The sequence below is a fragment of the bacterium genome, from assembly GCA_023230585.1.
Lineage (GTDB): Bacteria > Ratteibacteria > UBA8468 > B48-G9 > JAFGKM01 > JALNXB01.
Genome location: JALNXB010000010.1, coordinates 12,580 through 24,848, shown reverse-complemented (window position 1 = coordinate 24,848; position 12,269 = coordinate 12,580). Strand labels below are relative to the sequence as shown.

Annotated in this window: 11 protein-coding genes; 3 read left to right on the top strand and 8 right to left on the bottom strand. The window is 36.5% G+C overall.

Annotated features, from left to right (window positions below; translation table 11 throughout):
• Nucleotides 1-47 precede the first annotated feature (47 nt).
• From M0P98_03575 to cysS, 8 genes are all read right to left on the bottom strand, one after another.
• Nucleotides 48-2,123, bottom strand: coding sequence for a sodium-translocating pyrophosphatase (locus tag M0P98_03575; protein MCK9265950.1), 2,076 nt, complete (start codon nucleotides 2,121-2,123; stop codon nucleotides 48-50).
• A 72-nt stretch (nucleotides 2,124-2,195) separates the two neighbouring features.
• Nucleotides 2,196-2,756, bottom strand: coding sequence for an aminoacyl-tRNA hydrolase (pth, locus tag M0P98_03570; GenBank protein ID MCK9265949.1), 561 nt, complete (start codon nucleotides 2,754-2,756; stop codon nucleotides 2,196-2,198).
• A complete protein-coding gene (locus M0P98_03565; protein ID MCK9265948.1) occupies nucleotides 2,753-3,460 on the bottom strand; it encodes a 50S ribosomal protein L25 in 708 nt (235 codons plus the stop codon). Before M0P98_03565 ends, pth begins: the two co-directional genes overlap by 4 nt.
• A 117-nt stretch (nucleotides 3,461-3,577) precedes the next feature.
• A complete protein-coding gene (locus tag M0P98_03560) occupies nucleotides 3,578-5,065 on the bottom strand; it encodes a D-aminoacylase (protein ID MCK9265947.1) in 1,488 nt (495 codons plus the stop codon).
• A 39-nt stretch (nucleotides 5,066-5,104) separates the two neighbouring features.
• Entirely contained in the window at nucleotides 5,105-6,619 is a 1,515-nt protein-coding gene (locus M0P98_03555) for a D-aminoacylase (protein MCK9265946.1), read from the bottom strand.
• Nucleotides 6,620-6,711: 92 nt separating this feature from the next.
• Nucleotides 6,712-7,494: a hypothetical protein gene (locus M0P98_03550; GenBank protein ID MCK9265945.1), complete on the bottom strand. Its 783-nt coding sequence runs from the start codon at nucleotides 7,492-7,494 to the stop codon at nucleotides 6,712-6,714.
• Nucleotides 7,495-7,875: 381 nt separating this feature from the next.
• Entirely contained in the window at nucleotides 7,876-8,349 is a 474-nt protein-coding gene (locus M0P98_03545; protein MCK9265944.1) for a type II secretion system protein GspG, read from the bottom strand.
• Nucleotides 8,321-9,706, bottom strand: coding sequence for a cysteine--tRNA ligase (gene cysS / locus M0P98_03540; protein MCK9265943.1), 1,386 nt, complete (start codon nucleotides 9,704-9,706; stop codon nucleotides 8,321-8,323). The genes M0P98_03545 and cysS overlap by 29 nt, the downstream gene beginning before the upstream one ends.
• Before the next feature lie 107 nt (nucleotides 9,707-9,813).
• On the opposite strand from cysS, the gene mnmG reads away from it, so the two are divergent.
• The 3 genes from mnmG to M0P98_03525 all read left to right on the top strand — a co-directional run bounded on the left by mnmG (nucleotide 9,814) and on the right by M0P98_03525 (nucleotide 12,157).
• A complete protein-coding gene (mnmG, locus tag M0P98_03535) occupies nucleotides 9,814-11,628 on the top strand; it encodes a tRNA uridine-5-carboxymethylaminomethyl(34) synthesis enzyme MnmG (protein ID MCK9265942.1) in 1,815 nt (604 codons plus the stop codon).
• A 101-nt stretch (nucleotides 11,629-11,729) separates the two neighbouring features.
• Complete coding sequence (locus tag M0P98_03530) at nucleotides 11,730-11,984, top strand: ribbon-helix-helix protein, CopG family (protein ID MCK9265941.1); 255 nt, start codon at nucleotides 11,730-11,732, stop codon at nucleotides 11,982-11,984.
• On the top strand, nucleotides 11,981-12,157 hold the full coding sequence (locus tag M0P98_03525) for a PIN domain-containing protein (GenBank protein ID MCK9265940.1): 177 nt from the start codon (nucleotides 11,981-11,983) through the stop codon (nucleotides 12,155-12,157). Before M0P98_03530 ends, M0P98_03525 begins: the two co-directional genes overlap by 4 nt.
• Nucleotides 12,158-12,269: the final 112 nt, after the last annotated feature.

Genomic DNA, 12,269 nt, shown 5'->3' with positions numbered 1-12,269 from the left:
TGATGCACTTTATAAAAAATTGGTAATACTAAAAACAGCAATTAGTTTTATTTAAACAAAGAGTTTTTAACGATAAAGTTGGCAAAAACTATTGCAACAATTGACATCAATTTTATAAGGATATTTAAAGATGGTCCTGCAGTATCTTTAAACGGGTCACCAACTGTGTCACCAGTTACTGCTGCTTTATGAGCATCTGTTCCTTTTCCACCAAAGTTACCTGCCTCAATATGTTTTTTAGCATTATCCCATGAGGCTCCAGCGTTTGCCATCATAATTGCTACAACAAAACCACTTGTAAGAGCGCCTACAAGCAATCCTAACAGAGCTTCTGTGCCTAATAGAAGACCTACTACTATAGGAAGCAATATTGTTATAGCTGATGGGACAAGAATTTCTCTTTGAGCTGAACGGGTGCATATATCAACTGCTTTTGCGTAATCTGGTTTTGCTTTACCTTCCATAATTCCTTTAATTTCTTTAAACTGTCTTCTTACCTCTTCAACAATATCTTGTGCTGTTCTTCCAACAGCTCTCATTGCCATAGAAGAGAAGTACATAGGATACATAGCACCTATAAAAATACCAGCAAGAAGCCGAACATTCATTACAGATAAATCCATATTTCCGCCGAACATTTCAACCTGCTGATTAAAAGCTGCAATAAGAGCAAGAGTGGTTAATGCAGCAGAACCTATGGCAAACCCTTTACCAGTTGCTGCTGTTGTGTTTCCGAGAGAATCAAGAGCATCTGTTCTCTGTCTTACAAATGGAGGCTGATGAGACATTTCAGCGTTACCGCCAGCGTTATCTGCAACTGGTCCATAGGAATCTGTAGCCAGAGATATACCTAAAGTGCTAAGTAGTCCAACCCCTGCCAAACCGATACCGTAAAGCCCTATCTCTGTATTGTTAAAACCTCCTGCAGAAAGGAAAGCACCTATTGTTGCTAAAACAATAATTATTACAGGGATAGCAGTAGAAGCCATACCAGTCGCCAACCCTTCTATAATAACTGTTGCGTGTCCTGTAAGAGAAGATTTTGCTACATTTTTTGTTGGTGGGTACTCGTCTGAAGTGTAATACTCGGTAAAAAATCCTATAAGTAACCCTGCTACAACTCCGCAAATCAAAGAACCAAACAGTCTTTTATAGTCAGGAAGTATTGTTGCTATTGCAAAGTATGAAGCAATAATAACTATTATTGAAGCCCCATAAAGCCCTTTTCTTAACGCCATAAGTAGGTTTGCTTGAGTGGCGTCTTCTTTAACTCGTACAAAGAAAGCACCTATCACAGAAGCCAAAATACCGAGGGCAGATATTGCAAGAGGTAATGAAATACCTTTCCATCCTAACCCTGCAGTAACAGCAAGAGCCATAGTTGCAAGAATAGAACCAACATAAGATTCATAAAGGTCTGCACCCATCCCAGCAATATCTCCAACGTTATCTCCAACGTTATCAGCTATAACTGCTGGATTTCTTGGGTCGTCTTCTGGTATGCCAGATTCTACTTTGCCAACAAGGTCAGCTCCAACATCTGCTCCTTTTGTGAAAATACCTCCACCTACCCTTGCAAAGAGGGCTTGTGCACTTGCGCCCATACCAAAACATACCATTATTGACGCAATTTGATTAATATCAGTCTGATAAGTCCATCTTACTAATGAATAACCAACTCCAATGAAAAGGAGAGCAAGTCCTACCACTATAAGACCCATAACCAGTCCTGAAGAAAACGCTACCTGTAGAGCTTCGTTTATAGAGTTTTTTGCAGCAGAAGTTGTTCGAGCGGAAGAGTTTGTTGCAATGGTCATTCCAATATATCCGCTTAGAGCTGAAAAAAATCCACCAACAATAAAAGCAAAAGGTACAAAAATACTCATATAGCCTAATGTTGTTAATATGAGAAGCAACACAAATACTATAGCAAAAAATATGCTAACACCTTTGTATTGCCTAACAAGATAGGCTTTTGCTCCAACTCTTATTGCTTGAGCTATTTCTATCATTTCTGGGGTTCCTTCTTTTCTTCTCATAATGCCTTTAGAAAGAAAAACAGTAACAATGATAGCAAAAAGGGCGCTAAGAATTGTAAATATCTGAATACCTATTCCTTCCATTCTTTTTCTCCTTTACCCCCTTCATCCCTATATTTTGAGGGAAACATATATTTGAGGGGTCATTAATTTTACTTATTTGTTGTAAATGGTCATTGCTTTTGCTGTGCTACTTCTAACCATTTCTTCGCAAGCCATAGTGGCAAGTTTGACAGCCTCTTCTATTAAAGGTTTTTCTTCTGTTTTAAACGAAGAAAGCACATAATTGATATAAGATGCTTCTTCTATATCTCTACCAATACCTACTCTTATTCTAAAAAAATCTTTGCTATTTAGTTCAGAAATAACAGAACTAATCCCGTTATGTCCTCCTGCTCCTTTATTGTTAACAATCTTTATTTTGCCAACTTCTATATCAAGGTCATCGTGTATAACAATATAGTCGTCAATAGAGCCACCAAAACGGTCATACAATTTTTTTACAGCTACACCGCTTTCATTTACAAACGTTTTTGGTTTGGCAATTACAGTTTCTTTCCCTGCTATTGATACTATCCACCCTTTACAATAATCTGTTTTAATAACATCTTTAGGAGAATATTTGTTCCTAATAGAGTTAATTACTTCAAAACCAATATTGTGTCTGGTGTCTTGGTATTTTAGCCCAGGGTTGCCAAGCCCTATAAAAATCTTCATTTTTTGTCCGGACTATCTTTATCTTTACGTCTTTCCTCTGCTTTTTGTTGGCTAATAACTTCTGGTTCAGTTGCGCCTTCCTGTTGTTCTGGTAAAGCCTCTTCGAGTTCTTCGTCAGTTTCTTCTTCTTCTTTTGCTACCCGTGGAGCCATTATAGAAATAATTGACCTGTCAAGAGAATCTATTATTTCAACATCATCTCCAAGTTGAATATCTTTCACCAGCACAGTATCTCCTATCTGCATTGAAGAAATATCTATTTCTATCAATTCAGGCATATTGCCAGGCAAGGCTTGTATTTCTATCTCTCTGAGTTCGTGCTCCATTATACCGCCAAGTTCTAGCCCTGGTGCTTCACCGTTTAATTGTATAGGAACCTGCATTCTTATAGGTTTATCCATCCTAATTCTGTAAAAATCAAGATGTAAAACATTCCCCTTTATGGGTTGTATCTGTACATCTTTAAGCATTGTCTTGATTTTTTCTTCGTTTCCGTTCTGCTCAATAACAAGAGAGGCAATAACGTTGTGAGAAGCAAGTTGCCTAATAATCCTCTCTGTTGTTTTTCTTTCAAGCTTTATTGAGCAAGGCGAATGGCCAGCACCATATAAAATACCAGGGATAAACCCTTCTAATCTTGTTTTTCTGGCAGCACCTGTGCCTTTGTTTTCTCTAAGTTGAGCGTGAAAAAGTAGTTCTTCCATAAAGTAACACCTCCTGAAATTTTAATTTTGTCAAAACAGTTAATAACTTTAACATAATAATAAAAATATATCAAATATTTTAATCTTATTTTTTATAAAAGAGAAGACCGTTGAATATTACGCTTCTGCTCTTTTGAGGAGCCTACCAGAATAGTTGCCAACAAGTTCACCTTCTTTAAGAATTAACACCCCGTTAACAATAACATAATTAATTCCTTCTGGGTACTGGTGTGGGTTTTCAAAGGTAGCTTTATCTATTATTGTTTTTGGGTTCCATACAACTATATCAGCCCAAACATCTTCTTGTATTATACCTCTATCTTTCAAAGAGAGTCTTTTTGCTGGTAGAGAAGTCATCCTTTTAACACCATCTTCAAAAGAGATAACCTGTTTTTCTCTGCTATAATAACCTAAAACTCGAGGGAATGTTCCGTACGACCTTGGATGAGGATGTCCAACATTCATAGTTATACTGGAACCATCAGAGCCGACACAAGTTTCAGGGTATTTTAGTATATAAACCACATCTTCCTCAGAAATTTTATGGTATACCATCCTTGTTGCCCCGTGTGAAGGGTTAGCAGAAATAATATCAAGAACAGTGTCTGCTGCACCTTCTGGGGAAATTTCCCTATTGAACTTTCTTGTTGCATCAGCAAGGTTTTTACCTGTCAACTCTGGTATAGAGGAACAACAGTTAAAAACAATTTGTGTAAGGTCGTTATCATAAAGGTTATTCAATTTTTTTATAATATCTTCTTTTATCTCTTTTCTTTTACTGGCAATTCTGTTTATTATATCTTCTGGGGTTCCCTCTCCTGCATAGGTAGGCATAAGAAGTTGTATGGTTCCAGCACTTGCAGTATACGGATATTGGTCAAGGGTTATATCAACCCCTTCATTACGAGTGTTTTTTATTAGGGCGATAGTTTCTCTGCTTTTTCCCCAATTTTTAACTCCACATACTTTATGGTGAGAAATATGTATAGGCACACCTGTCTCTCTTTGTATCTCAAGAGCCTCTTTCATTGAATCTATAACTTGCGCATCTTCGTTTCTTATATGAGAAGCGTAATAACATTTGGTGCCCTGTAACATTTTGGTAAGTTCAATAAGTTCATCAGTATTAGAATATGCTCCGGGAACATAAGCCAACCCAGTAGATAGACCAAACGCTCCTTTATCAACATTTTCTTTGATAATTGATTTCATTTTATTTAGTTCAAGTTCTGTCGGTGGTCGGTTATTTCTATTCATTGCTTGAGCTCTTACTGTATTGTGTCCGATAAGAAAAGCAAAGTTAGGTCCTAAATCTACGCCTGTATTTGATACCTGAAGACCAAAACCGCAGTTTCCTCCTACCACAGTTGTTACTCCTTGTTGGAGATAATTCATAGTTGGACCTAACTTACAATGGGTGTGTAGATCTATGAACCCCGGGGAAAGAAAATTTCCTTCGGCATCTATCTCTATTTTAGCGTCACCTTCAACTGAACTTGCTACCTTTTTTATATATCCATCTTTAATACCTACTTCTCCTTCGAAGGCTTTTTTCCCTGTACCATCTATAATCTGTGCGTTTACAATTCTTATATCGTATTTCATTTTATTGTCCTATATATTTGAATGCCGTACTTGTTATAATTACTGTTCTGATTTTTTGAGAAGCCTACCAGAATAGTTGCCAACCAGTTTACCTTCTTTAAGAATGACAACCCCGTTAACAATAACATAATTAATTCCTTCTGGGTATTGGTGTGGGTTTTCAAAGGTAGCTTTATCTATTATTGTTTTTGGGTTCCATATAACTATATCAGCCCAAACATCTTCTTGTATTGTGCCTCTATCTTTCAAAGAGAGTCTTTTTGCTGGTAAAGAAGTCATCCTTTTAACGCCATCTTCAAAAGAGATAACCTGTTTTTCTCTGCCATAATAACCTAAAACTCGAGGAAATGTTCCGTATGACCGTGGGTGAGGATGCCCTACATTCATAACCATATTCCAACCATCAGAACCTACACAGGTTTCAGGGTATTGGAGTATATATACCACCTCTTCTCCTGACATACTGTGAGAAACCATCATAGTTGCGCCGTGCGAAGGGTTAGCAGAAACAATATCAAGGACAGTGTCTGCCGCACCTTCTGGAGAGGTTTCTCTATTAAACCTTTTTGTTGCATCAGCAAGGTTTTTACCTGCCAACTCTGGTATTGGAGTGCAGTTAACAAAAAATACTCTTGAAAGGTCATTATCGTAATAATTACTCAACTTATTTATTATTGCCTCTTTTATCTCGTTTCTCTCTTTTGTAATTCTATTTTTTATATCCTCAGGGGTCCCCTCTCCTGCGTAGGTAGGCATAAGAAGTTGTATAGTTCCACAACTTGCAGTATACGGGTATTGGTCAAGAGTTACATCTATACCTTTATTACGAGCTTGTTTTATTAGGGCGATAGTTTCTCTGCTTTTACCCCAATTTTTAACTCCACACACTTTATGGTGAGAAATATGTACAGGCACATCTGCCTCTTTTTGTATTTCAAGAACCTCTTTTACTGAATCCACAACTTTGATTCCTTCGTTTCTTATATGAGAAGCGTAAAAAGAGTTGGTACCTTGCAAAACTTTTGATAGTTCAATAATTTCATCAGTTTTAGAATATGCTCCGGGAACATAAGCCAATCCAGTAGAGAACCCAAATGCCCCTTTATCTATATTTTCTTTGATAATTGATTTCATTTTACTTAGTTCAAGATCTGTAGGTGGTCGGTTATCTCTATTCATTGCCTGCATTCTTACTGTATTGTGTCCGATAAGAAAAGCAAAATTAGGTCCTAAGTCAGATACTTCATTCTGTTCCTTGTTAACTATTTCTGTACCACTTCTACCAAACCCGAAACCACAGTTTCCTGTTACCACAGTAGTTACTCCCTGTTGAAGATAGTTCATAGTTGGGCTTGGTGTACAATGGGTGTGTAGGTCTATAAACCCCGGAGAAAGAAAATTACCTTCGGCATCTATCTCTGTTTTAGCGTCACCTTCAACAGAGCTTGCTACCTTTTTTATGTATCCATCTTTAATACCAACTTCTCCTTTGAAGGCTTCTTTCCCTGTACCATCTATAATCTGTGCGTTTACTATTCTTATATCGTATTTCATTTTGTTCTCCTATATATTTTCCCCCACGATTTTCTCCTACCCGCCCCCTTTGTTATCCTGAACTTGTTTCAGGATCTTATCCTTTATACCTACTATTCTTTTTTCTTCTTAAATTCAAACAGTTTCATCATTATTTCTGTTATATCTTTCTGTTTAGCGTCTTCAGGAAACTTAACCATAAAAATATCATCAGAAACTTTCGCAGAATCTAATTTTATTATATCAACTACAAGACAGGAAGTTTCTGGTTTATCAGAATATATCTCTATTTTTGAATATAAAAATGTATCAGCATCTACCCAACATACCATCTCTTTAAATAGTTTGGTTGGGTTTAACTGTCCCATTATTGGGGGAGCTCCGCCAATTTTTTCCATATCCTTCAATGTAAGAACATAGTATGTCTTCCCATCTTTCTTTTTCATTAGAATTTCTATCTCATCTTTTATTTTGTTTAAAGCAGAAAAGTTTTCTTTTCCTCCCAACATAGATATATGGTTTCTGCTTATCGCTTCTCGTATTTTGTCGGGCATTTTTGTTAAATCTGCTGTCATTACTGTATTGAACATACTATGGTATTGTACCAACCGGTTTTCATCTATTAGCATAGTCTGTTCCATAGGAAACGGCATTCCAGCCATTGCTATTTTAAAGTCCATACGTACTTTTTTATCTTTCTGCCAAAAATTTACAGGTATTACCATATCTGTTCCAAAGAGTTTCATAGTTATTTCAAATTGACCGTTTATTTCGTTGAACTCGCTATGTTTCTCTTCCAGTTTTGTAAAAAAAGCATCTTTATCAACCACTTGTGCCTGCACAAAAGTTGTTGCAATCAGTCCAATAAAAAGCAAAGTTAATACTTTCTTTCTCATATTACCTCCCTTTATTGTTTTGTTTTTTCTTTCGTTAAAAAAGTATGTGTTTATGAACGCCCCGTTTTGTTATCCTGAACTTGTTTTAGGATCTCTAACCTAGCCCCCGTAAATAGAGTAGTAAAAACGAGATTCCGGATCAAGTCCGGAATGACAAATAAGGGGGCAACCTCATCCTTTATCGTTACGACTTTCGTTTTTGGTTAAGTTGCCAACTGCCCCTCCACCTACGCTACAATACAAGCTTCGGCGGATAAACCTCATCCCATTAACCTCTCTGCAACCCCTTGGGGACTTACTACCCCAAACATCCCCATTGGGTAGAAGGTGTATGCACCGTAGTACCAGAGTGAGTAGACACCACATACTTTTTTGTCCCCTTTACCAATTCCCTATATCATCTTCCGTTTGGAGTTTTCTATCAATACCTGCTGATATAATTAGGTACGGTACGTTTGTTTTGTCATCTTGCGGGTATTTGTAATATAGAGGAGTACTCCAAGCGTCTAGTATATTCCCGTTCTCATCAAGGTCTTTCTCTTTGAACCTCATATAGGGTCCTTTCCATAGGTTACTATCAACAGGTCCTTGGAGTAACCCTACTAAAAGTTTGGTCTCTGTTCCATCAAAAGCAGGGTAATCCCCAAAATCTGTTGTGTACATAGACAAAGCCGCTTCTATGGCATTTATTGTTGTTTTTGTTCTAACAATCAATGCTCTTACTCGTGCTTTATTATATACAGGTATAGCGGCAGCGGTAATCAAAGCAATAATAGCAATAACAACAAGTATCTCAACCATTGTTATACCTGTTTTATCAATCTTCCTATTTACCAATTCTCCACCTTGTTCCATAAGGGGTATCTTCAAGAAAGATTCCTTTTTGCAACAGAGCATCCCTTATGTTATCAGCTTTGTTAAAATCTTTTTCTTTTCTTGCGACTTCTCTTTGTTGTATCAAGAGAGCCTCTTCTTCGGATATATCAATCTCTTCTTTTTCAAGAATTGCAAGCACACTATCAATCTCTTCAAGAAACCTTTTTGTTTCTTCTGCGTCTTCTTTACCCATTTCTCCAGCAGATATAGATATATTGGAGTTTTTTATAAAGAAAAATATTGCTCCCATTGCAGCTGAAATATTAAGGTCATCATTAAGAGCCTTTTTGAACTCTTCTCTTGCTTTCTGTATATCTTGTTTTATGGTTTTATTGCTCAACTCTCCTTTACAAAAACTTAAGGATTGGTAAAACGCATTATAATTTCTAACTGTATTTTCAGATTGTTTTAAAGATGTTTCCGTAAAATTGAGAGGGTCTCTATAATGGGAAGAAAGCAGTAGGTACCTAATAGCAACAGGGTTAAAATTTTTAGAGATAAGGTCCCTGATGGTGTAAAAATTGCCTTTTGATTTAGACATTTTTTCGTTGTTTACCAACAGATGAGCGCAATGCATCCAGTAGTTGACAAACTTTTTTCCAGTTGTAGCTTCACTTTGAGCTATCTCGTTTTCATGGTGGGGAAAAATATTATCCTCTCCACCTGTATGTATATCAAAACTTTCGCCAAGATATTTCATACTCATAGCAGAACATTCAAGGTGCCAACCTGGGCGTCCTCTTCCAAGTGAAGTGTCCCAGAACACCCCTTCATCTTCTTTTTTCCATAAAGCAAAATCTCTTGCATCATCTTTTGAATACTCATCTGCCGACACCCTTGCTCCTGAACGTACTTCGTCAAGGTTTACACCTGCAAGTTGCCCGTATGTAGGAAACTTCTTTATACTAAAATATATATCTCCATCTTTTTCATAGGCGTACCCTTTGGTCAGAAGAGTTTTAACAATCTCTTCCATCTCTTTTATATGTTCTGTTGCCCTTGGTAGATAATCTGGGCTTTTAAGTCTAAGAATCTCCATATCCTCAACAAAAGCTTTAAGGTACCTGTTGGTATATTGTTTTAGGTCTATACCTTCTTTCAGAGAGCCAGCAATAGTTTTATCGTCAACATCTGTAATATTCATAACCCGAACAACCTTAAATCCAACATATTCCAGGTACCTGTGTAGTAGGTCTTCAAAGACGTACGCTCTAAAATTTCCAATATGAGCCAAATCATATACTGTTGGCCCGCAGGTATAAAGTCCAACTTTACCTTCTACTAAAGGTTTGAACTCTTCTTTTTTCTTGTTTAGTGTATTATAAAATCTTAACATATATCTCTCCATAACAATTGTTTCTTTTTAATGTAATGATACCATAAAACTAATAAGAATACATAACATATTTCAAAAAAAAGCCTATTTAAGTGTATAATCTTAATATGGACAAAAATATTTATGATGTAATTGTTGTTGGGGGAGGGCACGCAGGAATAGAAGCATCTTCTGCGGTAGCAAAAATGGGGATGTCGGTTCTTCTGATAACATTTAAAAAAGATAAGATAGGTCAACTTTCTTGTAATCCTGCAGTAGGTGGGGTAGGGAAGGGACAACTTGTAAAAGAACTTGATGCACTCGGTGGGGAGATGGGGAAAGCAACTGACGCTTGTGCAGTTCAATTTAGAACACTTAACAGGTCAAAAGGGTATGCTGTCTGGTCATCGAGAGCTCAGGTTGATAACGTAAAATACCCTTTATATATGCAACAGGTTTTAAGTAACCAATCAGGCATAAATATTTTAGAAGGTGAAGTAACATCAATTATTATAGAGAACAGGGTAGTTAAAGGAGTAGAGGTTGAGGGTAGCGTGGTATATACTGGAAAAACTGTTGTTCTTGCTTCTGGAACTTTTTTGAATGGGATTATATATATTGGTTTAGAGAGGTTTAAGGCAGGCAGACTTGAAGATGAACAGTCAAGCCAAAAATTGTCGGAGCAACTAAAAAACATTGGGTTTAATATGTTAAGGTTCAAAACAGCTACCTGTGCTCGTCTTGAAGGTAAAACAATAGATTTCAAAAAACTTATTCCTCAGTATGGCGATGAGTTTCCAACAACTTTTTCTCTTACAAAACTTCCACCTAATTTTGAACAGATGCCTTGTTTTATTACTTATACCAACGAAAACACACATAAGATTATAAAAGACAATATTGATAGTTCACCATTGTTTTCTGATGTTTCACAAGGTGCTGGTGCAAGATATTGCCCAACACTTGAAGACAAAATATTGAAATTCCCTCACCATAACCGGCACCATATTTTTCTTGAACCAGAAAGCAGAGAAAATTCCTTTTATTACCCTAACGGATTATTTACAGGGCTTCCCAGAGATATACAAGACCAATTTATAAGAACCATAGAAGGACTTGAGAATGTTACAATTACAAAGTATGGTTATGGTATTGAGTACGATATTATTGAGCCGACCCAAATCTGGCCTACAACTGAAACAAAAAGAATTTCAAACCTATTTCTTGCAGGGCAGATAAACGGAACTACAGGGTATGAAGAAGCGGGAGTGCAAGGGCTTTTGGCAGGTATAAACGCTTCTTTGAAAGTTAAAGGTGAACCACCATTTGTGCTTGATAGAACCACCGGATATATAGGGGTTCTACTTGATGATCTTACCACCAGAGGTACTTTAGAACCTTACCGTATGTTTACCTCGAGAGTGGAGTATCGGCTTATGCTTAGAGAGGACAACGCAGAGTTTCGGTTAAGAGAAAAAGGGTATAAACTTGGGTTGGTAAGTAAAGAAAAATGGGAAAAAACAGAGGATAAGAGAGAGAAAATATCTTCTTTGATAAATGAACTTAAAGAAAAAAAAATAATTGAGAACGATAAAACAATAACTGCTTTTGAATGGCTACGTAAACCAGATACATATATAAAAGATGTTTTACCTGAAACCAAATATTCAGAAGAAGTGCTTTTAAAAGCAGAAATAGAAGCAAGGTATGCGCCATACATAGAAAGAATGTTGCAGGAAATGAAAGAGTTTAAGAATCTTGAAAAAATCAAAATACCAGAGACCACCGATTTTACTAAAATATCTGGGTTATCTCTTGAAATACAAGAAAAACTGTCTCAATTCAAACCTATGACTCTTGGGCAGGCAAGTAGAATTTCTGGTGTTACGCCAGCAGCTATTACAAGATTAATAATATACTTTGGGAAGAAAGGTTCTGCTTAACAAAGCATTCTCCTTGAGGTTGATTATCTTTCTAAAAAATTGACAAAAGACTATTTGAAGGTATACTGGTATTACAAACCTATTACCAAAGGAGAAGAAGAATGTCAAGAAATAGAATGGTTATAAGTATGTCGATATCTCCCGAACTTTATTCACTGATAAACAACCTTGCCAAAGAAAATAAAATTACTCGTAGTGAGTTACTAAAGCGTTCTTTGAAACAGTATATTGCTTCAGAAAGAAGATGGAAAGAGTTGAGAAGATGGAGTAAGGAGTCGGCAGAACGTATGAATATAAAAGAAGAACAAGATATTGAGAGAATTGTAGATGAATGTAGGATTGAGCAAAATAGATGACACTTTCTCAATATCCGCGAGTAGTTGTTGATACTAATGTCTATATTTCAGCAATTCTTTTTGGTGGAAAACCTGAAGAAGTGAGATATTTAGCAAAAGTAGGGATGATAGAAATAATGGTTTCTGAACATATAATTGCAGAAGTCGCAGATGTATTGAAGAAAAAAATTTAATTGGCAGAATTGGCAAATTTTATATGCTACAAATGATATTAGAGAAAATGGTACAATAGTTACTCCCCGAAAAGTTGTTAACATAATAAAAGAAAATAATAAGGACAATTTG

Bases quoted from the DNA above. Each gene is read 5' to 3' on its own strand.
- pth (MCK9265949.1), bottom strand. From the start codon at position 2,756: ATGAAGATTTTTATAGGGCTTGGCAACCCTGGGCTAAAATACCAAGAC.
- cysS (MCK9265943.1), bottom strand. From the start codon at position 9,706: ATGTTAAGATTTTATAATACACTAAACAAGAAAAAAGAAGAGTTCAAA.
- M0P98_03560 (MCK9265947.1), bottom strand. From the start codon at position 5,065: ATGAAATACGATATAAGAATTGTAAACGCACAGATTATAGATGGTACA.
- M0P98_03555 (MCK9265946.1), bottom strand. From the start codon at position 6,619: ATGAAATACGATATAAGAATAGTAAACGCACAGATTATAGATGGTACA.
- M0P98_03565 (MCK9265948.1), bottom strand. From the start codon at position 3,460: ATGGAAGAACTACTTTTTCACGCTCAACTTAGAGAAAACAAAGGCACA.
- M0P98_03545 (MCK9265944.1), bottom strand. From the start codon at position 8,349: ATGGAACAAGGTGGAGAATTGGTAAATAGGAAGATTGATAAAACAGGT.
- mnmG (MCK9265942.1), top strand. From the start codon at position 9,814: ATGGACAAAAATATTTATGATGTAATTGTTGTTGGGGGAGGGCACGCA.
- M0P98_03550 (MCK9265945.1), bottom strand. From the start codon at position 7,494: ATGAGAAAGAAAGTATTAACTTTGCTTTTTATTGGACTGATTGCAACA.
- M0P98_03575 (MCK9265950.1), bottom strand. From the start codon at position 2,123: ATGGAAGGAATAGGTATTCAGATATTTACAATTCTTAGCGCCCTTTTT.
- M0P98_03525 (MCK9265940.1), top strand. From the start codon at position 11,981: ATGACACTTTCTCAATATCCGCGAGTAGTTGTTGATACTAATGTCTAT.
- M0P98_03530 (MCK9265941.1), top strand. From the start codon at position 11,730: ATGTCAAGAAATAGAATGGTTATAAGTATGTCGATATCTCCCGAACTT.